Origin of the sequence: Nonomuraea sp. NPDC050547, assembly GCF_044457345.1 — a bacterium.
In the GTDB taxonomy this organism is placed as follows: domain Bacteria; phylum Actinomycetota; class Actinomycetes; order Streptosporangiales; family Streptosporangiaceae; genus Nonomuraea.
In genome coordinates, this window is record NZ_JBITGW010000008.1 from 57,424 (window position 1) to 78,521 (window position 21,098).

At 69.5% G+C, this 21,098-nt stretch carries 19 protein-coding genes and 1 tRNA gene; 14 read left to right on the forward strand and 6 right to left on the reverse strand.

Going from position 1 to position 21,098, the window contains the following annotated elements; genetic code table 11:
* Nucleotides 1–28: 28 nt before the first annotated feature.
* The 4 genes from ACIBHY_RS20865 to ACIBHY_RS20880 are packed head-to-tail and all read left to right on the forward strand — an operon-like array spanning nt 29 to nt 3,831.
* Nucleotides 29–808, forward strand: a complete 780-nt coding sequence (locus ACIBHY_RS20865; protein WP_397251801.1) for a trans-aconitate 2-methyltransferase — start codon at nt 29–31, stop codon at nt 806–808.
* On the forward strand, nt 805–1,134 hold the full coding sequence (locus ACIBHY_RS20870) for a glyoxalase (RefSeq protein WP_397251800.1): 330 nt from the start codon (nt 805–807) through the stop codon (nt 1,132–1,134). The genes ACIBHY_RS20865 and ACIBHY_RS20870 overlap by 4 nt, the downstream gene beginning before the upstream one ends.
* A 52-nt stretch (nt 1,135–1,186) precedes the next feature.
* Nucleotides 1,187–2,644, forward strand: coding sequence for a CHAD domain-containing protein (locus ACIBHY_RS20875; protein ID WP_397307493.1), 1,458 nt, complete (start codon nt 1,187–1,189; stop codon nt 2,642–2,644).
* Complete coding sequence (locus ACIBHY_RS20880; protein ID WP_397307494.1) at nt 2,641–3,831, forward strand: cytochrome P450; 1,191 nt, start codon at nt 2,641–2,643, stop codon at nt 3,829–3,831. The genes ACIBHY_RS20875 and ACIBHY_RS20880 overlap by 4 nt, the downstream gene beginning before the upstream one ends.
* Here the strand turns inward: ACIBHY_RS20880 and ACIBHY_RS20885 are convergent.
* From ACIBHY_RS20885 to ACIBHY_RS20900, 4 genes are all read right to left on the reverse strand, one after another.
* Entirely contained in the window at nt 3,806–4,636 is an 831-nt protein-coding gene (locus ACIBHY_RS20885) for an NUDIX domain-containing protein (RefSeq protein WP_397307495.1), read from the reverse strand. The genes ACIBHY_RS20880 and ACIBHY_RS20885 overlap by 26 nt on opposite strands.
* A complete protein-coding gene (locus ACIBHY_RS20890; RefSeq protein ID WP_397251796.1) occupies nt 4,629–6,689 on the reverse strand; it encodes an RNA degradosome polyphosphate kinase in 2,061 nt (686 codons plus the stop codon). Before ACIBHY_RS20890 ends, ACIBHY_RS20885 begins: the two co-directional genes overlap by 8 nt.
* Nucleotides 6,690–6,742: 53 nt before the next feature.
* The gene (locus ACIBHY_RS20895; protein WP_397251795.1) at nt 6,743–7,618 is read right to left on the reverse strand and encodes a TetR family transcriptional regulator; all 876 of its coding nucleotides are present in this window, start codon (nt 7,616–7,618) and stop codon (nt 6,743–6,745) included.
* 70 nt (nt 7,619–7,688) lie between these two features.
* On the reverse strand, nt 7,689–8,627 hold the full coding sequence (locus ACIBHY_RS20900) for an acyl-CoA desaturase (protein WP_397251794.1): 939 nt from the start codon (nt 8,625–8,627) through the stop codon (nt 7,689–7,691).
* Nucleotides 8,628–9,117: 490 nt separating this feature from the next.
* Between ACIBHY_RS20900 and ACIBHY_RS20905 the strand changes: the two genes are divergently transcribed.
* From ACIBHY_RS20905 to ACIBHY_RS20915, 3 genes are all read left to right on the forward strand, one after another.
* A tRNA-Gln gene (locus ACIBHY_RS20905) sits at nt 9,118–9,188 on the forward strand.
* A 145-nt stretch (nt 9,189–9,333) separates the two neighbouring features.
* On the forward strand, nt 9,334–10,785 hold the full coding sequence (gene glmU, locus ACIBHY_RS20910) for a bifunctional UDP-N-acetylglucosamine diphosphorylase/glucosamine-1-phosphate N-acetyltransferase GlmU (protein ID WP_397251793.1): 1,452 nt from the start codon (nt 9,334–9,336) through the stop codon (nt 10,783–10,785).
* Nucleotides 10,782–11,759, forward strand: a complete 978-nt coding sequence (locus tag ACIBHY_RS20915) for a ribose-phosphate diphosphokinase (protein ID WP_184967496.1) — start codon at nt 10,782–10,784, stop codon at nt 11,757–11,759. The genes glmU and ACIBHY_RS20915 overlap by 4 nt, the downstream gene beginning before the upstream one ends.
* On the opposite strand, the gene ACIBHY_RS20920 is transcribed toward ACIBHY_RS20915, so the two are convergent.
* Nucleotides 11,756–13,234, reverse strand: coding sequence for an alpha/beta fold hydrolase (locus ACIBHY_RS20920; protein ID WP_397307496.1), 1,479 nt, complete (start codon nt 13,232–13,234; stop codon nt 11,756–11,758). The two genes, ACIBHY_RS20915 and ACIBHY_RS20920, sit on opposite strands and share 4 nt — an antisense overlap.
* A 102-nt stretch (nt 13,235–13,336) precedes the next feature.
* Nucleotides 13,337–13,933: a TetR family transcriptional regulator gene (locus tag ACIBHY_RS20925; protein WP_397307497.1), complete on the reverse strand. Its 597-nt coding sequence runs from the start codon at nt 13,931–13,933 to the stop codon at nt 13,337–13,339.
* Between the two features lie 78 nt (nt 13,934–14,011).
* Here ACIBHY_RS20925 and ACIBHY_RS20930 point away from each other — a divergent pair, with 78 nt between their 5' ends.
* The 7 genes from ACIBHY_RS20930 (at nt 14,012) to cysN (ending at nt 21,095) form a co-directional block, all read left to right on the forward strand.
* Nucleotides 14,012–15,199 carry an amidohydrolase family protein gene (locus ACIBHY_RS20930; RefSeq protein WP_397307498.1) on the forward strand — a complete coding sequence of 396 codons (1,188 nt, stop codon included), beginning with the start codon at nt 14,012–14,014 and terminating at the stop codon, nt 15,197–15,199.
* Between the two features lie 84 nt (nt 15,200–15,283).
* Entirely contained in the window at nt 15,284–15,901 is a 618-nt protein-coding gene (locus ACIBHY_RS20935; RefSeq protein ID WP_397251789.1) for a 50S ribosomal protein L25/general stress protein Ctc, read from the forward strand.
* A 100-nt stretch (nt 15,902–16,001) separates the two neighbouring features.
* Nucleotides 16,002–16,586, forward strand: coding sequence for an aminoacyl-tRNA hydrolase (pth, locus tag ACIBHY_RS20940; RefSeq protein WP_397251788.1), 585 nt, complete (start codon nt 16,002–16,004; stop codon nt 16,584–16,586).
* Nucleotides 16,587–16,700: 114 nt separating this feature from the next.
* Entirely contained in the window at nt 16,701–18,140 is a 1,440-nt protein-coding gene (locus ACIBHY_RS20945; protein ID WP_397307638.1) for a sugar transferase, read from the forward strand.
* Nucleotides 18,140–18,904 (forward strand): inositol monophosphatase family protein, encoded by a 765-nt coding sequence (locus tag ACIBHY_RS20950; RefSeq protein ID WP_397251787.1) that lies wholly within the window; start codon nt 18,140–18,142, stop codon nt 18,902–18,904. Before ACIBHY_RS20945 ends, ACIBHY_RS20950 begins: the two co-directional genes overlap by 1 nt.
* A gap of 21 nt (nt 18,905–18,925) precedes the next feature.
* Complete coding sequence (gene cysD, locus ACIBHY_RS20955) at nt 18,926–19,840, forward strand: sulfate adenylyltransferase subunit CysD (protein ID WP_397251786.1); 915 nt, start codon at nt 18,926–18,928, stop codon at nt 19,838–19,840.
* Nucleotide 19,841: 1 nt separating this feature from the next.
* On the forward strand, nt 19,842–21,095 hold the full coding sequence (gene cysN / locus ACIBHY_RS20960) for a sulfate adenylyltransferase subunit CysN (RefSeq protein ID WP_397251785.1): 1,254 nt from the start codon (nt 19,842–19,844) through the stop codon (nt 21,093–21,095).
* Nucleotides 21,096–21,098 lie beyond the last annotated feature (3 nt).

Genomic DNA, 21,098 nt, shown 5'->3' on the forward strand with positions numbered 1-21,098 from the left:
GATACATATCTCGATATCAAATATCTCTATGTCGAGAGATATCTGGGACCCGTCAACGTACGAACGCTACGCCGACGAGCGGTCACGGCCGTTCTTCGAGTTGACCGCCAGAATCCAGGCCGACGCACCACAGTATGTCGTAGATGCCGGTTGCGGCACCGGCGAGCTCACCATGGCGCTGGCCGAACGCTGGCCGGAGGCGACGGTCGAGGGGTTCGACTCCTCGCCCGCGATGATCGCCAAGGCCCGCGAGACCGGCGGCAGGTTCACCGTGGCCGACGTCACCCTGTGGCGTCCCGACCGGCCGGTCGACGTCCTGGTCTCCAACGCGGTGCTCCAGTGGGTGCCCACCCACCGCGACCTGCTCGGACACTGGGTCGACGCGCTCGCCGACGGCGGCTGGCTGGCCTTCCAGGTGCCGGGCAACTTCGACGCGCCCAGCCACGTGCTGATCCGCGAACTCTGCCGCAGCGACACCTGGCGCGACAAGCTCGGCGAGTTCGACCGTGGCGCGCCGGTCTCCACGGCCGTGGAGTACATGGAACTGCTCAGCGCCATGGGCGCCCGCGTCGACGCCTGGGAGACCACCTACGTCCAGTTGCTCCAGGGCGAGGACGCCGTGCTGACCTGGGTTTCCGGCACCGCCCTGCGTCCAGTTCTCGACCGGCTCAACCCCGGCGAGCAGACCTCCTTCAAACGGGACCTCAAAAAGCTCTTCGATGCGGCATATCCTCGCAAGGAGTACGGCACCGCCTTCCCCTTCCGGCGCATCTTCGTAGTGGCCAGCAAAGAGGTGGCGCACGCGTGAAGCTCATCGCCATGCACCACGTCCAGCTCGCGGCGCCGAAGGGCAGCGAGCCGCAGCTCAGGGAGTTCTATTCCGGCTTCCTCGGTCTCACCGAGGTGCCGAAGCCGCCGGAACTGGCCAAGCGCGGCGGCGCCTGGTTCCGAGGCGACGGCGTGGAGGTGCACCTCGGCATCGAGGAGGACTTCCGCCCGGCCAGGAAGGCCCATCCCGCGTTCCTGGTGGACGAACTGCCCGAAGGCGAGGTGGACCTGCTCTTCCCCGGGTATCGCCGCGTCTACGTCACCGACCCCGTGGGGAACAGAATCGAGCTTCTGCAGGTCGTGTGAAGTTAACCTTCCAGTGGCATGATGTTCCGAAATCGGACACTTGCGAGGTGCTGTGGGCATCGAGATCGAAGACAAGTTCGACGTCGCCGACGATTACGCCATCCCGGACCTGAGCAAGATCGGTGACGTGGACGGGCCGAAGAGCTATCAGCTCGTCGCGCTCTATTACGACACTCCCGACCTGCGGCTGGCGGCCCGCGGGATCACGTTGCGGCGCAGGCGAGGCGGCTCCGATCCCGGCTGGCATCTGAAACTCCCCAAAGCCAAGGGGGCGCGCCAGGAGATCACCCACCCGCTGACGCGCAGCACCAAGGTCGTCCCGGCGCCGCTGGAGAACCTGGTGCGCGCCTTCACCCGGGGCGCGGAGCTCGTGCCCGTCGCCGAGCTGGACACCCGCAGAAACGTCACGGTCGTCTCCGTCGACGGCAGCCCGCTGGTGGAGATCGCCGACGATCGGGTCAAGGGCACCGTGTTCGGCGACGAGCCGCGCGTGGAGCGCTGGCGCGAGGTCGAGGCGGAACTGCTCGAAGGCGACCAGGCGCTGCTCGCCAAGGTGGGCAAACGTCTCATGAAGGCGGGCGCCACGCCGGCCGAGTCGTCCAGCAAGCTCGCGCGGCTGCTCGACCGGCCGCCCCGTCCCGGCGGGCCCGCCAAGGCGGGCTCCGCGGGCGAGGTCGTCATGGACTATCTCGACAGCCAGGTCAGCGCGCTGCTGTCGCAGGATCCCAGGGTACGGCGGGCCGAGGACGACGCCGTTCACCAGGCCCGCGTGGCAGCCAGGCGCATGCGCAGTGCCCTGAAGGCGTTCAAGAGCATCGTCACCGGCACCGAGCACCTCCAGGACGAGCTGCGCTGGCTGGGAACGGTCCTCGGCGAGGCCCGCGACCTGGAGGTGACCAGAGCCAGGTTCGCCGGCCTCCTGCGTTCGCTGGCCCCGGAACTGATCCACGGACCCATCCAGGAACGCCTGGGCGAGGACCTGCTCAAGCGCGAGCAGGACTCCTACAACCGGATCAGGGAGGCGCTGAGCGGCGACCGCTACTACACGCTGCTCGACGGCCTCGACGCGCTTGTGGCCGAGCCCGAGCTGGCCAAGCCCGCGGGCAGACCGGCCGAGGCGACGCTCCAGGGTGTCGCGGCCAAGAACTGGAAGCGGGTCACCGACGCCTACGACCACGCGCAGGCCATCGAGGACGAGGAACGCCGCGAGATCGCCATGCACGACGTGCGCAAGGCGGCCAAGCGCGCCCGCTACACGGCCGAGGCGCTCGGGATGAAGAAGCTGGCCAAGCACGCGGAGGCCGTACAGGAGATTCTGGGGCTCTACCAGGACGGCGTGGTGGCGCAGGAGACGCTCGCCAAGGAGGCCGAGAGCGCGCGGCACGCGGGCGAGGACACCTTCACCTACGGTCTGCTGATCGGCATGGAGAAGAGCACCGCCGAGCGGGCACACGCCGAGTTCCCGGCGGTCTGGGAGAAGACGGTGGAGGCTGTTAGAAAGATCCTATGAGTGAGCTCCCCGTCATCCCGTTCGAGCGCACCACACCTCTGGACGTTCCCGCCGCCTACCGCGAGCTACGACTACAGCAGGGCATAGCCAAGGTCCGCACCCGGACCGGCGATGAAGTCTGGCTGGTCAGCGGCTATGAGGACGCCCGCAAACTGTTCGCCGAGCCGCTTCTGGGCCGCTCGCACCCCGAGCCGGAGAAGGCCCCGCGCATCTCCGGCTCGGCGCTCCTGGGCGGCCCGTCGGGCGACCACGCCACCGAGAAGGCCGACCACGAGCGGATGCGGCGGTTGTTCCAGCCGTCGTTCTCCGCCCGCCGGATGAAGGCACTGGCCGACCACGTCGGAACGCTGGTCGACGAGCGCCTGGACCACCTGGCCGGCCTGACGCCACCCGCCGACCTGCACGCCGAGCTGTCCTTCCCGCTGCCGGTGCTGGTGATCTGCCAGTTGCTCGGCGTGCCGTTCGAGGACAGGGACTACTTCGGCGAGGTCTCCATCCGCATGGGCGACATCGACGACGCGGTCAAGGGCGAGGCGGCCCGCGCCGAGATGGGCGCGTACATGGCCGGGCTGATCGAGCGAAAGCGCCGCGAGCCGGGCGAGGACGTGCTGACCGATCTCGCCGGTGTGATCGACGACGACGGTACGGTCGCCCGGCTCGCCGGCGGCCTGCTGTTCGCCGGGCACGAGACGACCGTCGGCCGCATCGACTACGGCGTGCTGCTCCTGCTTGAGCGTCCCGACCAGCTCGCCGAGCTGGAGGCGGATCCGTCGCTGGCGCCCGCGGCGGTCGAGGAGATCCTGCGCATGGCCGTGCCCAGCCTGCACGGCATCCCCCGCTGGGCCCGCGAGGACGTCGAGTACGGCGGGCTGACCATCCGCAAGGGCGAAGCGGTACTGATCTCCACCGACGCCGCCAACCGCGACGAACAGGTCTTCTCCGACCCCGACGTCTTCGACCTGCATCGCAAACCCGGCGACCCGCACCTCGGCTTCGGGTACGGCCCGCGCTTCTGCCTCGGCGCCACCCTGGCCAGGGTCGAGCTGGAGGCGGTCTTCAGCCGCCTCTTCCAGCGCTTCGAGGGCCTACGGCTCGCCGTCCCGCTGCCAGAGCTGGAGGTGAACACCGGCCGGCTGACCCAGGGCTTCGCGAAGCTGCCCGTCACGTGGAATAGCGTTCGACGCTGACCGTCCTGGTCCCAGCCCGGTGCAGGACGGCGAAGGCGCCCTTGCGCAGGTGGACGTCGACGCCGCTGAGCGCGGAGATCAGGTGTGGCAGCACCTTCCCGTGGCTGCAGGCGGTGGCGGGCACGGTGATGCCGTTCACCAGCGCGGGCGTCTTGTCGGCGTCCTGGTGCCGCTCGCTGAGCAGCGGATCGGTCGCGATGGCGGTGGAGAAGGCCTCCATCGTCTGCACGCAGCGCAGGCTCGGCGAGCTGAGCAGCACCTCGGGGCGGTAGGCGGGCAGCACCTGGGCGAGCGTGACCGCCTGGACGTAGCCCTCCGCCTCCAGCGGGCGCAGGTCGTCGTCGCCCTTCCAGTTCTGCCGGGATCCAGCGGCGCCATGCCGTACCAGGACAAGGGGGACGGTGCGCAGGGGCACGGCGGTCAGCGCGTGCAGGAGGCCGCCGTCCCAGGAGTAGGTGAGGCGGGTGCGCGCCTCGGCGATCGGCATCCACTCCAGGGCGTCGACCTCGTCATTCGGTACGAACGGCACTTCGTCGGCCACCTGGGCGGCCCAGTAGTCGACGCGTTTCAGCCGGCCCTTGAACAGGTAGTGGATCGGCGGCAGGGCGCGGCCCAGCTGCGCGGTGATGCCCGTCTCCTCGCGCACCTCGCGGACCGCGGCGGCGATCATGTGCTCGCCGGTCTTCAGCTTGCCTTTGGGGAAGGTCCAGTCGTTGTAACGATCACGGTGGATCAGCGCCACTTCGGGGTTCTCCGCGTCGCCCCGCCACACCACGGCGCCGGCGGCCCGGAAGATCTCAGTCATCAACGGTTCTCCAGCGGCGGGTGCCGATGAGGTGGGTCTGCAGGTCTTCACCCTGGTGCCGGACCCAGGTGCCGTCGGCCTTCAGCCACCACGCGTTGGTGGTGTCGGCCATGGCCAGGTCCATCAGCTCGATGAGGTACGCCTTGTGCTGCTGCCCGGTCACCTTGACCAAGGCCTCGACCCGGCGGTCCAGGTTGCGGCGCATGAGGTCGGCGCTGCCCACCCACACCTCGGGACGGCGGCCGAGCCCGAACTCGTAGACCCGCGAGTGCTCCAGGAACCGGCCGAGGATGGAGCGTACGCGGATGTTCTCCGACAGGTCGGGGATGCCCGGACGCAGGATGCAGATGCCGCGTACCCACAGGTCCACCGGCACGCCCGCGCGCGAGGCCCGGTAGAGGGCGTCGATCAGGGGCTCGTCGACCAGCGAGTTCGTCTTGATCCGGATCCTGGCGGGGCGCCCGGCCTGCTGGTGGGCGATCTCCCGCTCGATCCTGGCCAGCAGGCCGCCACGCAGCGAGTGCGGGGCGACCAGCAGGCGGCGGTAGGCGGAGTGGTTGGAGTAGCCGGTCAGGTGGATGAACAGGTCCGTGACGTCCTCACCGACCAGCGGGTCGGAGGTCAGGAGGCCGAAGTCCTCGTAGTGCCTGGCGGTCTTGGGGTTGTAGTTGCCGGTTCCGATGTGGCAGTAGCGGCGTAGCTCTCCGGACGGCTCCTGCCGTACGACGAGGGCGAGTTTGCAGTGGGTCTTCAGGCCCACGACGCCGTAGACCACGTGACAGCCGGCGCGCTCCAGCTTGCGGGCCCAGGAGATGTTGGCGTGCTCGTCGAAGCGGGCCTTGATCTCCACGACCACGACGACCTGCTTGCCGGCCTCGGCCGCGTCGATGAGCGCGTCGACGATGGGCGAGTCGCCGCTGGTGCGGTAGAGGGTCTGCTTGATCGCCAGGACGCGCGGGTCGGCCGCCGCCTCCTCGATGAAACGCTGCACGCTGGTGGCGAAGGAGTCGTAGGGGTGGTGCAGGAGCACGTCGCGCTCGCGCAGCACGGAGAAGACGTCGTCATCGGCGTGTACGGCTTCCGCCGGCACGAACGGCCGGTAGCTGAGCTCGCCGCGGTCCAGGTCGGCGATGGCGTGCAGGCCGGTCAGGTCGAGCGGGCCGGCGACGCGGTAGATCTCGTGCGGCGCCACGCCCAGTTCCTCGACGAGCAGGTCGAGCACCTCGGCGGTGATCGTGTCCTCGACCTCCAGCCGGACCGGCGGGCCGAAGCGGCGCTTGAGCAGTTCCTTCTCCAGCGCCTGCATGAGGTTCTCGGTGACGTCCTCGTCGACGTCGAGGTCCTCGTTGCGGGTGACGCGGAAGACGTGGTGCTGGACGATCTCCATGCCCTTGAACAACTGGCCGAGATGGGCGGCGATCACATCCTCAAGCGGGACGAAGCGATCCTTCGAGGCGGTGACGAACCTCGGCAACTGGGACGGGACCTTGACCCGGGCGAAGACCGTGTGACCGTTGGTCGGATTCCGCACCACGACGGCAAGGTTGAGGCTCAGGCCGGAAATATAGGGAAAAGGGTGGGCGGGGTCCACCGCCAGCGGGGTGAGCACGGGGCGGATGCGTTCGCGGAACAGCTTGCGCAGCTCGGTGCGTTCCTCGCGGCCCAGGTCGTCCCAGCGGACGATCTCGATGCCCTCGCCGGCGAGCTGCGGGCTGATCCGCTCGTGGAAGCCCGCCGCATGCCGTTTGGCCAGGTCGCCGGCGATCGTGGCGATCCGGGCCAGTTCTTCGCGGGGCTTCAGGCCGCTCTTGGTCCGCAGCAGCAGGCCGGTGGCCATACGCCGCTTGAGACCCGCCACGCGTACCCGGAAGAACTCATCCAGGTTGCTCGCGAAGATCGCGAGGAAGCGCACCCGCTCCAGAAGGGGCAGCGAGTCGTCTTCGGCCAGTTCCAGCACCCGTTGGTTGAACTGAAGCCAGCTCTCCTCACGGTTGAGGAACCGCTCCTGGGGCAAGGGCAAGTCGTTTCCTGGGTGCAACGGTTCCGCGGACATATGAGCAATATGCCCTGTTTGATTGAACAGAACGTTAACGACGTCTCAACGGCTTACTCTGACTGGTCGCCCTGGCCCAATTTGGCCGCCCGCTCCGCCAGCCGCGCCTCGCGCTGACGCAGCTTGTCCTCCCGTTCACGTGCCTTCTCCGCTTCCTTGAGCAGCCGTTCACGCTCCTTGAGCTCGCGCAGCCTGGCCTTCTCCGCCTCCTTCAGCTCGCGCTGACGGAGCTTCTCGGCCTCCTTGGCCTCGCGCTCGCGCTGCTTCTCCAGCTCGCGCAGCTCCTTCTCGCTGGCCCGCGGCGGTGCGGTGACCGCGAGATCGGCGCCCTCGCGGGTGGCGGCGGTGATGCGCGGCTGGGGGTTGAGCCCGGTCAGGCCGTTCCAGGCCAGGTTGACCAGGTGCGCGGCGACCTCCTCGCGCCCCGGCTTGCGCACGTCGAGCCACCACTGGCCGGTGAGTGCCACCATGCCGACCAGCATCTGCGCGTACATGGGGGCGAGCTTCGGGTCGTAGCCCCGGCCGGCGAACTCGTCGGCGAGCACGTCCTCCACCTGGCTGGCGATCTCGCTGATCAGGCTGGCGAACGTGCCCGTGCCCGAGGCGGCGTGGGAGTCGCGCACCAGGATGCGGAACCCCTCGCTGCTCTCCTCGATGTACTGCAGCAGCGCCAGCGCCGCCCGCTCCAGCTTGATCAGGGAGTGGGACGCCGACAGGCCCGAGGTGATCATGCCCAGGAGCTTCTGCATCTCCCGGTCCACGACGACCGCGTAGACGCCCTCCTTGCCGCCGAAGTGCTCGTACACGACCGGCTTGGAGACCTGGGCGGTGGCCGCGATCTCCTCGATAGAGGTCCCGTCGAACCCCTTCTCGGCGAAGAGCGTGCGGCTGATGCGAATCAGCTGCTCTCGGCGTTCTCTTCCTGACATGCGTCTGCGAGATCGGGGTTCGGTGGTCACATTCTCCATAATTGCAGTGCCCGCCGACACAGCGGTCGCCTCAGGCAATGCGCTTCGCCGCCAGGCGCTCGGGGGTCGGCCAGCGTACGTCGTGGACCCAGCCCAGCTTCTCGAAGATCCGGATCAGGCCGGCGCTGAGGTCGATCTGCCCCTTGAGCGCGCCGTGACGGGCGCAGGTGGGGTCCGAATGGTGCAGGTTGTGCCACGACTCGCCGAAGGACGGGATCGCCAGCCACCAGACGTTGCGCGACTTGTCGCGTACCTGGAACTCCTCCTCGCCGAACACGTGGCAGATGGAGTTGATCGACCAGGTGACGTGGTGCAGCAGGCCGATACGGACCAGCGAGCCCCAGAACAGCGCGGTCAGCGCGCCCTGCCAGGACCAGGTGAGCAGGCCGCCGAGGATGCCCGGCAGGAAGATCGAGGTGACGGCCAGCGCCCCGAACCACTTGTGCAGCTTGACAACGTCGTCGTCCTTGACCAGGTCGGGGGCGAACTTCTCCCGGTTGGTCCGCTCCGCGTCGAACATCCAGCCCATGTGGGCGTAGAGCAGGCCCTTCGTCAGCGACTTGAAGCCGGGGCCGAAGCGCCACGGCGAGTGCGGGTCGCCTTCCTTGTCGGAGAACTTGTGGTGCTTGCGGTGGGTGGCCACCCAGTCGAGCACGGACATCTCGAGCGACAGGCTGCCCGCGATGCCGAGCGCGATCTTCAGCGGGCGCTTGGCCTTGAACGAGCCGTGGGTGAAGTAGCGGTGCAGGCCGACGGTGACGCCGAGGCCGGAGACGATGTAGAAGACGAAGGCGATCGCCACGTCCGTCCAGCCGAGCCCCCACCCCCACGCGAACGGCACCGCGGCCGCGATGGCGACCAGCGGCAGGCCCACCACCAGGCCGAAGGTCAGAAGCTCGACCTTGGTCCTGGGCTCCGGATCGGCGTCCGGCTTGGGACCGGGAGCGGAACGCTCGGCAACAACGGTCATGGGCTACCTCTCACGACGTGTATGGGGAGAATGTCCTGGCTACGCAAACGTAACCTACGCTGTCGTAAGTAAGGAAGCCCTAAGACTGTCTATTTACCTTCGGGAGCCGGCCGATACGAGGAGTCCCGCAGGCGCAACGACGAGGGCCTTGGCGCGAGGGGCCGGAGCGGACCCGGCCGATCTGGCGTTCCGGCTGATGATCCACGAGAGCGCGGACGCCGAGGCTGCGACTGCTTTCTGGCGGGCGGTGACAGGTTGTGGGGCGGACCGGTTCAGGCGCCCGACTCTGAAGCGGCACAACCCCAAGACGGTCCGTCACAACCCGGGCGACGACTATCATGGGTGCCTGCGTGTCGACGTTCGCCGCTCGATCTGGCTCTATCGCGAGATTGAAGGCTGGGCTCGGGGTCGATGCTGGATCACGTCGCGGGTCCAGATCTCGCTATCCTTGGGTCTGATCACGAAGTTCGGTAAACGGACAAAAGCCCAATCCCGGGTCGTCTAGGGGCAAGACCGCAGATTTTGGTTCTGCTAACGGAGGTTCGAATCCTCCCCCGGGAGCAGCACTGACCAGGTTCGACGCCCCCGCGGTGGGCGGGATGAAGCATGTGTGGCACAGGCAGGTATCCTCAGCGTGTCGGGAGGGTAGCGGTGCGGTAGCCGTACCAGCAGCCCTGATCCGTCCAGCCACAGGGAGCCTCAGTCCGTGAGTGTGCCGCGCCCGGCAGCCGTCATCGTCCTCGCCGCAGGCGAGGGCACCCGGATGAAGAGCCAGACCCCGAAAGTCCTCCACGAGGTGTGCGGCCGCGCCTTGGTCGACCACATGCTCGCGGCCGCCCGCGACCTGAAACCCGAGCGGCTGATCGTCGTCATCGGCCATGCGCGCGAGCGCGTCGGCGCCCATCTCGCCGAGACCAGCCCTGACGCGCGCGCCGTCGTGCAGCGCGAGCAGCGCGGGACCGGCCACGCCGTCCGCACGGTGCTGGAGGAGACGGGCACGATCAATGGCACGGTCCTGGTCACGTACGGCGACGTGCCGCTGCTGCGCACCGAGACGCTCGCCGCGCTGCTCGCCAAGCACGCCGACGACGGCAACGCCGTCACCGTGCTGACCGCGCGGGTGCCCGACCCGACCGGGTACGGGCGGATCGTCCGCGACGAGTCCGGCGCCGTTCTGCAGATCGTCGAGCACAAGGACGCCACCGGCGACCAGCGCGCCATCGACGAGATGAACTCCGGCATCTACGCCTTCGACGGCCTCCTGCTGGCCGACGCGGTCAAGCGGGTGTCGACGGACAACGCGCAGGGCGAGGAGTACCTCACCGACGTGCTGTCGATCCTGCGCGAGGACGGCCACCGCGTCGGCGCGCACGTCGCCGCCGACTACGTCGAGGTCGAGGGCGTCAACGACCGCGTGCAGCTGGCGTTCGTGCGCAAGGTGCTCAACCAGCGCGTGCTCGAATCCCACATGCGCGGCGGCGTCACCGTCGTCGACCCCGCCTCCACCTGGGTCGACGTCCAGGTACGGCTGGCGCCCGACACCGTGATCCACCCCGGAACCCAGCTCCACGGCGAGACCGTCGTGGGGGAGGGCGCCGAGATCGGCCCGGCCACCACGCTCACCGACACCACCGTCGGCCCCGGCGCCGTCGTGCGCAACGCGGTCTGCGACAGCGCCGAGATCGGCCCCGACGCCAGCGTCGGCCCGTACGCCTACCTGCGCCCCGGCACCGTCCTCGGCCGCAAGTCCAAGGCCGGGACGTTCGTGGAGATGAAGAACACCCAGGTCGGCGAACGTTCCAAGGTGCCGCACCTGTCGTACGCGGGCGATGCCACGATCGGCGACGACGTGAACATCGGCGCAGCGGTGATCTTCGTCAACTACGACGGCGTGAACAAACATCGCACCACCGTGCGCGACGGCGCGTTCGTGGGGTGTGACAGCATGCTCGTCGCCCCGGTGACGGTCGGAGACGGCGCCTACACGGCCGCCGGGTCCGTCATCGACGGCGACGTGCCACCCGGAGCGATCGGGGTGGCGAGAGCGCGGCAGCGCAACATCGAGAAATGGGTCTTGCGCAGGCGCGCGGGCACGAAATCGGCCGCGGCCGCCGAAAGGGCGCTGGCCGAGCAAGAGCAGCGGGAGAGTGGCACGTGACCAGCATCAAGCAGCCAGGTGAGAAAGAGCTGATGCTCTTCTCCGGCCGGGCCTACCCGGAGCTGGCAGAGGAAGTGGCCAACAACGTCGGCGTGTCGCTCACCCCGACCAAGCTCCACGACTTCGCCAACGGCGAGATCTACGCCCGCTACCTGGAGTCGGTACGCGGCTGCGACGCCTTCGTCATCCAGAGCCACACCGCGCCCATCAACAAGTGGATCATGGAACAGCTCATCATGGTCGACGCGCTGAAGCGGGCCTCCGCCAAGCGCATCACCGTGGTCATGCCGTTCTTCGGCTACGCCCGCCAGGACAAGAAGGGCCGCGGCCGCGAGCCGATCACCGCCCGCCTGATGGCCGACATGTTCAAGACCGCGGGCGCCGACCGGCTGATGTCGATCGACCTGCACACCTCGCAGATCCAGGGCTTCTTCGACGGCCCGGTGGACCACCTGTTCGCCATGCCCGTCCTTGAGCGCTACCTCAAGGACAAGCTCGACCTGGAGAACACCACGATCGTCTCGCCCGACACGGGCCGCGTGCGGCTGTCGGAGCGCTGGGCGGACACGCTCGGCACCCCGATGGCCTTCATCCACAAGCGCCGCGACCTCGACGTGGCCAACCAGGTGAAGGTCAACGAGGTGGTCGGCAAGGTGCGCGGCCGTACCTGTGTGCTGATCGACGACATGATCGACACGGCCGGCACCATCTGCAAGGCCGCCGACGCCCTCTACGAGCAGGGGGCCACCGACGTGATCGTGGCGGCCACCCACGCCGTCTTCTCCGACCCGGCCGTCGACCGGCTGAAGAACTCGCGCATCTCCGAGGTCATCGTGACCAACACGCTGCCGCTGCGCGAGCACCAGCTCTTCGACAAGCTGACCGTGCTGTCCATCGCCCCGCTGATCGCCCGCGCGATCACCGAGGTCTTCAGCGACGGCAGCGTCACGAGCCTGTTCGAGGGCGACTCCTAGGCACGGCAGGTGAGGTCGGCTGCGGGCAGGACGCCGTCGCGGAAGTAGGTGTTGACCGCCTCCTCCACGCAGGCGTTCCGCAGCCGGCCCAGGATCCCGTGCATGCGCACGTCCCGCAGCGTGACCAGCCGCGAGCCCGACATGGCCCGCCGCAGCGCCACCCCTTCCTGGTAGACGGTCCTGGTGTCCTGCGTGGCCTGCACGATCAGCGCGGGCACGTCGTTGCGCACCACGGTCCGCGGCTCCAGCGGCGTCCGCCAGAAGGCGCACGCCGTGATGTTGTTCGCATAGGCCCCGAACACCGGCTGCGTGGCCCGGCTGCGCCGGATGTCGCGCCAGTGCCGTTCCGGATTCCGCGGCGCGGCCGTGTCACCGCAGATCACCGCCCCCTGGCTGGAGAGGTCCTGCGGCTCGCCGTTGAGGTGCAGACGCAGTTCTTGGTCGAAGTCCGCGGTCGGCTGGACGGGCTTGCCCTCGGCCGCGTCGGCGATCTGCCGGACCCGCGCCGCCAGGTGGCCGTTGTAGCGGGCGTCCTGCAGCAGCGTGAACAGCGTCATCGGCAGGAACCGCGCGTCCAGCCGGTGCGTGCCGATCCGGATGGGCGACCTGGCCGCCTGCCCGACCAGGCCCTCGACCCGGGCCCTCACCTGCGCGCCGGTCGTGCCGAGGCCGTAGTCGGCGTCGCGGGCCGCGGTCCAGGCGGCCCAGTCGTCGAGCGCGGCCTCGTTGACCGGCCCCTGCTTCCTGATCGACTCGGCCATGTAGGAAGCGGGATCGACCGCGCTGTCCAGCACGATCCGGTCGGCGCGCCGCGGGAACATCTGCGTGTAGACCGCGCCGAGGTAGGTGCCGTAGGAGAAGCCCAGGTAGGAGGTCTTGGGCTCGCCGAGGGCGCCGCGGATGACGTCCATGTCGCGCGCGGTGTTGCGGGTGGTGATGTGGGCGATCCGGTCACCCTCCTTCTGTTCGCACCGCCGCGCGAGATCTTCCTGAGTCCGTACGGCGTCGCGGAAGTCCCGCCTGGTGAGCCCGGCCGACCAGAGCATGTGCCCGACGGGCCAGTCGCAGTCGATCGCCGCGCTGCGCCCGACGCCCCGCGGGTCCATGCCGATCAGGTCGTAGCGTGAGGCGACCTCGGGGGTCAGGCCGCCGCGCACGTACAGCATGAAGTGCAGTCCCGCCCCGCCCGGCCCGCCGGGGTTGGAGAGCATGATCCCGCGCCGCCGCGCGGTGTCGCTCGCCTTGATCCTGGAGATCGCGATCTTGAGGGTACGGCCCCGCGGCGCGGAGTAGTCCAAAGGCACCTCGACCTGGGCGCACTGGGCGCCCGCCTGGTCCAGGGCGGTGTCTGCGCAGGCGGTCCACGTGACCTCCTGCCCGTAGAAGCGGCCGAGGGTGTCGTCGGCGTGGGAGACGCCGGTCAGCGTCCCGGTTCCCACCGCGAGCGCGGCGAGCACAGCAGCTACCCGTTTCATTCATCGTCCTCAGATAAGGGATTTCGGGCACGCCGATGCCGGCCTCGCGCACCCTGAAGGAACATGAGCAACCGTAGTTGACTAATTTCGCCTTAGTCAACCTCAGTTGCTAATGCCGTGCACGATCGCGTCGGTGAGCGCCCTCGCCTCCCTCGCGGGCGAGAACAGCGTGGGGCAGGCCAGCCAGGTGGCCGCGGTGCCGTTGGCCGAGGTGATGATCGCGAGCGCCGCGGTGTCCGGGCTGACGCCGGGCCGCAGCTCGGCGGTGCTCAGCAGCCCGGACAGCTGCCGCCGCCAGCCCTCCATGACGACCTGCTTGTCGTGCAGGCCCTTCTCCAGCTCGGGCACGCCCTCGGCGCTGCGCATCGACAGCGCGTAGACCTGGCGGAACGTCGTGTCCTCCTCCAGTGCGGTGAAGAACGCCACGAGGAAGCCGCCGACCCGCTCGACGGGCGGTTCCGGGCCGTCGAGCCTGCTCCAGACGGGCGTCGCCGACTCGGCCCACAGCTCGTTGATCGCCGCCAGGCAGAGCGTGGCCTTGTCGGTGAAGTGGTGGTAGAGGGCGCCGCGCGTGAGTCCCGCCCGCGCGGCGATGCCGTTCAGTGTCGCCGTCGCGAAGCCGCGTTCGGCGAACTCCGCCAGGGCCGCGACCAGCAGGGATCGGCGGGTTTCCGCGGCCTCCTCGGCGGTTCTGCGCATGACGCCCAGATTCTCATACGTGTCGGCATGTATGCTCGCTCTAATGATACGTGCTGACATGTATGTAAAGGGGCCACGATGCTGCAGTTCCGCGACGTCAAGGTGTTCGACGGGGAGAAGCTCCTCCCGTCCACGCACGTCACGATCGACGAGGGCCTGATCGTCGCGATCGGGCCGGTCGAGGCGCCGGGAGCGGTTGTCGTCGAGGGCCGCGGCGCGACGCTGCTGCCCGGCCTGATCGACGCGCACGCCCACGTCTTCCCCGGCGACCTGGAGCAGGCCGCGGCGTTCGGGGTCACGACCGTGCTCGACATGATGGCCGACCCCGTCGGGATCGCGAAGCTCCGCGGCGCCCGCGACGGGGCGGACCTGCGCACGGCCGGCACCGCGGCCACGGTCCCCGCCGGCTATGGCTGGTACCTCGTCGAGATGGGGCTCCTGCCGCCCTTCCCCACGCTCACCGGACCCGAGCAGGCGGCCGCCTTCGTCGCCGACAGAATCGCCGAGGGGTCCGACTACCTCAAGATCATGCTCGACGACGGCTCGACCGCGGGACTGCCGACCCCGACGCTGACCGGCGAGACCCTGCGCGCGCTCGTCGCCGCCGCGCACGACCACGGCGCCCTGGCCGTCGTCCACGCGCTGAACGCCGGCTCCGCCCGGCTGGCCGCCGAGGCCGGGGCCGACGTGCTCGGGCACCTGTTCGTGGACGCGCCGGACCCCGAGCTCGCCCATGAACTGGCCGACCGGGGGACCGTGGTCATCCCTACGCTGGCCGTACTGGGAGAGCTGTTCGGCGAGCCGCGCGGCGGGCGGCTCGCCGCGGACCCCCGCGTCGCGCCCCACCTGGGCGAAGGGGCGCGGCGGATGCTCACCATGGGGCCCGTGCCGCTCGGCGAGGGCGCGCGGCACGACGTCACCGTGGCCACGCTTACCCTGGCGCGGCTGCTCGACGCCGGCGTCACCGTGCTGGCGGGCTCGGACGCCTCCAACGTCGGAACCGCCCACGGAGCCACACTCCACGACGAACTACGCCGGCTCGTGGCGGCGGGGATGACCCCGGGCCGGGCCCTGACCGCCGCCACCGCGGCGCCCGCCCGCTGCTTCGGCCTCGCCGACCGGGGCAGGATCGCGCCGGGGCTCCGCGCCGACCTGCTCCTGGTCGACGGCGACCCGACGGCCGACATCGACCGCACCCTCGACATCCTCGGCGTCTGGCGCGGCGGCAGGCGGCTGATGCGGGGCCCGGATGCGGGTAGGCTGTGAGGGTTGCGCTCGTAACGCCTCCCGCTAGGGCGGGTCAGGGGGAGCGCAGAGAAACTCCGCCAACGTGCATCCCTAGGAGATGTCGTGTCTGAAGTACGTATCGCCGCTGAGGCTCGCACCGAGTTCGGCAAGGGCGCCGCCCGCAAGATCCGCCGCGCCGACAAGGTGCCCGCCGTCCTCTACGGCCACGGCATCGACCCCAAGCACCTCACGCTGCCCGGCCACGAGGTCCTGCTCGCCCTGCGCACCGCCAACGTCCTGATCCACCTCAAGGGCGACGGCGTCGACGAGCTGGCCCTGCCCAAGGGCGTCCAGCGCGACCCGATCAGGGGCTTCGTCGAGCACCTCGACCTGCTCCTGGTCAAGCGCGGCGAGAAGGTCACCGTCGAGATCCCCGTCACCACCGTCGGTGACGTCGACTCCGAGGGCATCCTCGACCAGCAGCTCATGAGCATCGGCGTCGAGGCCGAGGCCACCCACATCCCCACCGGCATCGAGGTCGACGTCGAGGGCTTCGCGGTCGGTCGCGTCGTCACCGCCGCCGACCTGGTCGTGCCGCAGGGCTCCTCGCTGGCCGCCGACCCGGAGACCGTCGTCCTCCAGGTCATCGCCAAGCCGACCGAGACCGCCGACGAGGACGAGGCCGCCGAGGGCGAGACCGCCGCCGTCACCGAGGCCGCCGAGGGCGAGAGCGCCGAGTAACACCCACGTTCACCGCACGGGGCGGCCGGGATCATCCGGCTGCCCCGTCGTGGTGTTCTCGTAGAGTTACGGCAGGCCGCCACGTGAGCAAGGAGTCGCTTTGGACCGCTGGCTGATCGTCGGGCTGGGCAACCCCGGCGACGAATACGCGGGAAACCGGCACAACGCCGGATTCATGGTGCTCGACGAGCTGGCCGCCCGCGCGGGGGGCAAGTTCAAGGCGCACAAGAGCCGCTCCGCCGTCCTGGAGACGCGGCCGGCGATCCTGGCCAAGCCCCTCACCTACATGAACCTCTCCGGCGGCCCCGCCAAACTCCTGGCCGACTTCTACAAGGTCGCCCCCGAGCGGATGATCGTCGTGCACGACGAGCTGGACGTCCCCTACGGGGCGCTGCGCGCAAAGCTGGGCGGCGGCGACAACGGCCACAACGGGCTCAAGTCCATCACCAAGGTCTTCGGCACCCGCGACTACCTGCGGGTCCGCTTCGGCATCGGCCGCCCGCCCGGCCGCATGGACCCGGCCGCGTACGTGCTCAAGGACTTCGCCACCGCCGAGCGCAAGGACCTCGCCTTCCTCGTCGACCGCGCCGCTGACGTGGTGGAGTCGCTCATGGAACGCGGCCTCGACGTCACCCAGAACGAGTTCCACCGGTCAGACCTCAACATTTCCGGCCCTCCACGCTGATCACCACGTAAGGCCGTTCGCGATCCGGCCGACGTTGCCCGCCGCTACTATCTGGTGACCATTCGTTGACGGTCGGTCACGGGGAGGCGCGGCGTGAGCAAGGGCGAGGTGCTGATGGCCGTCGTCCGTGCGCATCCTGAGCTCGTCTGGCAGGCCGCCCCCGGCGTGCCCGGCTGGGTCCGCGCCTACCGGGTACGGGCCCTGGTGGCCGATCTGGGCGGCGCGGGCGCGGGCGCGGCGCTGGCCTTCTTCGCCCGCTTCGGCGAGCTGACCCCCTACGCCGCGCCGTACCTGCTGCTGAGCGCGGCCCTGCCGCTGGCCTGGGTCTGCGCGAACACGCTCAACCGCGCCTACGAGCCGCGCATGTTCGGCGTCGGGCCCGAGGAGTTCCAGCGCGTCGTGCGCTGCGGCCTCGCGCTGACCGCCGCCACCGCCATCGTCGCCTACCTCACCAAGACCGACGTCGCGCGCGGCTACGTCGTGCTCGCCCTGCCCCTCACCACCCTGCTCACCCTCATCTTCCGGTACTGCTTGCGCCGCGCCCTGCACCGGCGCAGAGCGCGTGGCGAGTGCATGCGCCGCGTCGTCGCCGTCGGGCACCGCGCCTCGATCGCCGAGCTCGTCGAGCGCTTCCGGCGCGAGCGCTACCACGGCATGGAGGTGGTGGCCGCCTGCCTGCCCGAGGACGCGCCGGGCGACGACGTGGCGGGGGTGCCGGTGGCGGGCGGGTTCAGTGACGCGCCGCTCGTGGTGGAGCAGTCGGGGGCCGACTCCGTCGCCGTGCTCGCCTGCCCCGAGATGGACGGCGTGGCCCTGCGGCGGCTGGCCTGGCGGCTGGAGCGCACCCACACCGAACTGGTCGTCGCGCCCGCGCTCATGGAGGTCGCCGGGCCGCGCACCACCATCCGTCCGGCGGCCGGGCTGGCATTGCTGCACGTCGAGCATCCGGAGCTGGCAGGGGCGAGGCAACTGGTGAAGAACGTCTTCGACCGGGTCGTGGCCGCCTCGCTGCTGGTGGCGCTGTCGCCGTTGCTGGCAGGGCTGGCGGTGGCCGTACGGGCGAGCAGTTCCGGGCCCGCGCTGTTCAGGCAGACGCGCGTCGGCCGCGACGGCACGCTGTTCACGATCGTGAAGTTCCGCACCATGCGGCTGGGCGCCGAGCACCAGAAGCTCACGCTCGTCAGCGACGCCGACGGAGTGCTGTTCAAGGTGCGCAACGACCCGCGCGTGACCTCGCTGGGCGCGCTGATGCGTCGGCACTCGCTCGATGAGTTGCCGCAGCTGATCAACGTGGTGTGCGGGCACATGTCGCTCGTCGGCCCTCGCCCGCCGCTGCCCGAGGAGGTCGAGCGCTACGGCGACGACGTCCGGAGGCGGCTGCTGGTGCGACCGGGGCTGACGGGGCTGTGGCAGGTGAGCGGCAGGTCTGATCTGTCGTGGGAGGAATCCGTCCGCCTCGACCTGCGTTACGTTGAGAACTGGTCCCTCATGCTGGATCTCCAGATCCTGTGGAAGACTTGGTCGGCCGTCGCCCGCGGGCAAGGAGCTTACTGATGACGATTCGCGACGACCACGCCCTCGCCTCCGATCTCGCCGACGAGGCGGGACGGCGGCTGCTGGAGATCCGCGAGCGCGAAGGGTTCGGCGAGGCGCCGGCGCTGCGCAAAGCCGGTGACCGGGGCGCCCACCTCTATCTGATGGAGGCGCTGGCGCGGCTGCGGCCGAGCGACGGCGTGCTGTCGGAGGAGGCCACGCGCGAGGAGCGGGAGGACCCGCGCAGGCAGCGTACCGAGCGGGTGTGGATCGTCGACCCGCTCGACGGCACCCGCGAGTTCGCCGAGGAGGGCCGCGCCGACTGGGCCGTCCACGTGGCGCTGTGGGAGCGCGGGGCGCTGGCCGCGGGCGCGGTGGCGCTGCCCGCGCAGGGGCGCACGCTCACCACCGGTGAGCCGCCGAAGCTGCCCGCCTATGACAAGGGCAGGTTCAGGATCGCCGTCAGCCGTACCAGGCCGCCGGAGTTCGTGCAAAGACTTGCCTATCTCGTCGGGGCCGATCTGGTGCCCATCGGCTCGGCCGGAGCGAAGATCTCCGCGGTGCTCACCGGAGACGTCGAGGCCTACGTTCACGCAGGCGGACAGTACGAGTGGGACTCCGCCGCGCCGGTCGCCGTCGCCCAGGCCGCGGGCGCCCACGCCAGCCGGATCGACGGCTCGAAGCTGACCTACAACCAGGTCGACCCCTCACTACCGGATATCCTTGTTTCCCTACCTGAGCTGGCGCCAACGTTGCTCGCCGGAATTCGGGACCTGCACCGCTGACACCACGCCGGAGGAAGCCCCATGCTCCAGCGCGACTACACCACGTCGCAGCTAGACGTTCTCGAGGCCGAGGCCATTCACATCATGCGTGAAGTGGCCGCCGAGTTCGAGCGTCCCTGTTTGCTCTTCTCCGGCGGCAAAGACTCGATCGTCATGCTCCGCATCGCCGAGAAGGCCTTCTGGCCCGCGCCACTGCCCTTCCCGCTGATGCACGTCGACACCGGGCACAACTTCGACGAGGTCATCGAGTACCGCGACCGCAGGGCCGCCGAACTCGGCGCCCGCCTGGTCGTCGCCAGCGTGCAGGCGTCGATCGACGCCGGCCGGGTCAGCGAGGAGACCGGGCGGCGCGCCTCGCGCAACCGCCTGCAGACCACGACGCTGCTCGACGCGATCGAGGAGCACGAGTTCGACGCGGTCTTCGGCGGCGCCCGCCGCGACGAGGAGAAGGCCAGGGCCAAGGAGCGCGTCTTCTCCTTCCGCGACGACTTCGGCCAGTGGGACCCCAAGAACCAGCGCCCCGAGCTGTGGAACCTCTACAACTCCCGCATCCGCAAGGGCGAGCACATCCGGGTCTTCCCGCTGTCCAACTGGACCGAGCTCGACATCTGGGACTACATCCGCCGCGAGGGCATCGAGATCCCCTCGATCTACTACGCCCACACCCGCAAGGTGTTCGAGCGTGACGGCATGCTGCTGCCCGACGCGCCCGTCGTGTCGCGCGGAGAGGACGAGCCGCTGTTCGAGGCCGTCGTGCGCTATCGCACCGTCGGCGACATGACCTGCACCGGCGCCGTCCAGTCGGCCGCCGCCACGGTCGAGGAGATCATCGAGGAGATCGCGGCCACCCGCATCACCGAGCGCGGCGCCACCAGGGCCGACGACCGCGCCTCAGAAGCCGCAATGGAAGACCGCAAGCGCGAGGGCTACTTCTAAGATGGACATTCTTCGTTTCGCCACCGCCGGCTCCGTCGATGACGGAAAGTCCACCCTCATCGGGCGCCTGCTCTTCGACTCCAAAGCGATCTTCGAGGACCAGCTGGAGGCGGTCGAGCGCACCTCGCGCGACCGCGGCACCGAGTACACCGACCTGTCGCTGCTCACCGACGGCCTGCGGGCCGAGCGCGAGCAGGGCATCACCATCGACGTCGCCTACCGCTACTTCGCGACCCCGCGGCGCAAGTTCATCATCGCCGACACCCCGGGCCACATCCAGTACACCCGGAACATGGTCACCGGCGCCTCCACCGCCGACCTGGCCATCATCCTCATCGACGCCCGCAAGGGCGTGCTGGAGCAGTCGCGCCGCCACGCGTTCCTGACCACGCTGCTGCGGGTGCCGCACCTGGTGCTCGCGGTCAACAAGATGGACCTGGTCGACTACTCGGAGGAGCGCTTCGAGGAGATCCGCGAGGAGTTCACCTCCTTCGCCTCCAAGCTCAACGTGGCCGACCTGACCTTCATCCCGATCTCCGCGCTCCACGGCGACAACGTGGTGTCCCGTTCGGAGAGCATGCCCTGGTACCACGGCAGCTCGCTTCTCCACCACCTGGAGAACGTGCACATCGCCTCCGACCGGAACCTGGTCGACGTGCGCTTCCCGGTCCAGTACGTCATCCGGCCGCACAAGACCGAGTTCCACGACTACCGCGGCTACGCGGGCCAGGTGGCCGGCGGCGTCCTGAAGCCGGGCGACGAAGTGCTCCACCTGCCCTCCGGCCTGACCAGCAGGATCGCCTCCATCGACACCTACGACGGGCCCGTCGAGGAGGCGTTCCCGCCCATGTCGGTGACGCTGCGCCTGGAAGACGAGATCGACATCTCGCGCGGCGACATGATCTGCCGGCCCAACAACCAGCCGAGCGCCGCGCAGGAACTGGAGGCGATGGTCTGCTGGATGACCGACGCCACCAAGCTCGCGCCCCGCTCCAAGCTGGTCATCAAGCACACCACCCGCACCGCGCGGGCGATGGTGCGCGAGCTGCACTACCGGCTCGACGTCAACACGCTCCACCGCGACGAGACCGCGACCGGGCTCGGCCTGAACGAGATCGGGCGGGTGTCGCTGCGGGTGACGCAGCCGCTGTTCGTGGACGACTACGCGCGCAACCGGGCGACCGGCGGCTTCATCCTGGTCGACGAGACCACCAACACCACGGTAGGCGCCGGCATGGTCATCGAATCCCGCTGACCC

Coding starts and splice junctions, on each gene's coding strand:
- ACIBHY_RS20865 (WP_397251801.1), top strand. CDS start 29: ATGTCGAGAGATATCTGGGACCCGTCAACGTACGAACGCTACGCCGAC.
- ACIBHY_RS20880 (WP_397307494.1), top strand. CDS start 2,641: ATGAGTGAGCTCCCCGTCATCCCGTTCGAGCGCACCACACCTCTGGAC.
- ACIBHY_RS20885 (WP_397307495.1), bottom strand. CDS start 4,636: ATGACTGAGATCTTCCGGGCCGCCGGCGCCGTGGTGTGGCGGGGCGAC.
- ACIBHY_RS20890 (WP_397251796.1), bottom strand. CDS start 6,689: ATGTCCGCGGAACCGTTGCACCCAGGAAACGACTTGCCCTTGCCCCAG.
- ACIBHY_RS20895 (WP_397251795.1), bottom strand. CDS start 7,618: ATGTCAGGAAGAGAACGCCGAGAGCAGCTGATTCGCATCAGCCGCACG.
- ACIBHY_RS20900 (WP_397251794.1), bottom strand. CDS start 8,627: ATGACCGTTGTTGCCGAGCGTTCCGCTCCCGGTCCCAAGCCGGACGCC.
- ACIBHY_RS20920 (WP_397307496.1), bottom strand. CDS start 13,234: ATGAAACGGGTAGCTGCTGTGCTCGCCGCGCTCGCGGTGGGAACCGGG.
- ACIBHY_RS20925 (WP_397307497.1), bottom strand. CDS start 13,933: ATGCGCAGAACCGCCGAGGAGGCCGCGGAAACCCGCCGATCCCTGCTG.
- ACIBHY_RS20930 (WP_397307498.1), top strand. CDS start 14,012: ATGCTGCAGTTCCGCGACGTCAAGGTGTTCGACGGGGAGAAGCTCCTC.
- ACIBHY_RS20945 (WP_397307638.1), top strand. CDS start 16,701: ATGGCCGTCGTCCGTGCGCATCCTGAGCTCGTCTGGCAGGCCGCCCCC.
- ACIBHY_RS20950 (WP_397251787.1), top strand. CDS start 18,140: ATGACGATTCGCGACGACCACGCCCTCGCCTCCGATCTCGCCGACGAG.
- cysD (WP_397251786.1), top strand. CDS start 18,926: ATGCTCCAGCGCGACTACACCACGTCGCAGCTAGACGTTCTCGAGGCC.
- cysN (WP_397251785.1), top strand. CDS start 19,842: ATGGACATTCTTCGTTTCGCCACCGCCGGCTCCGTCGATGACGGAAAG.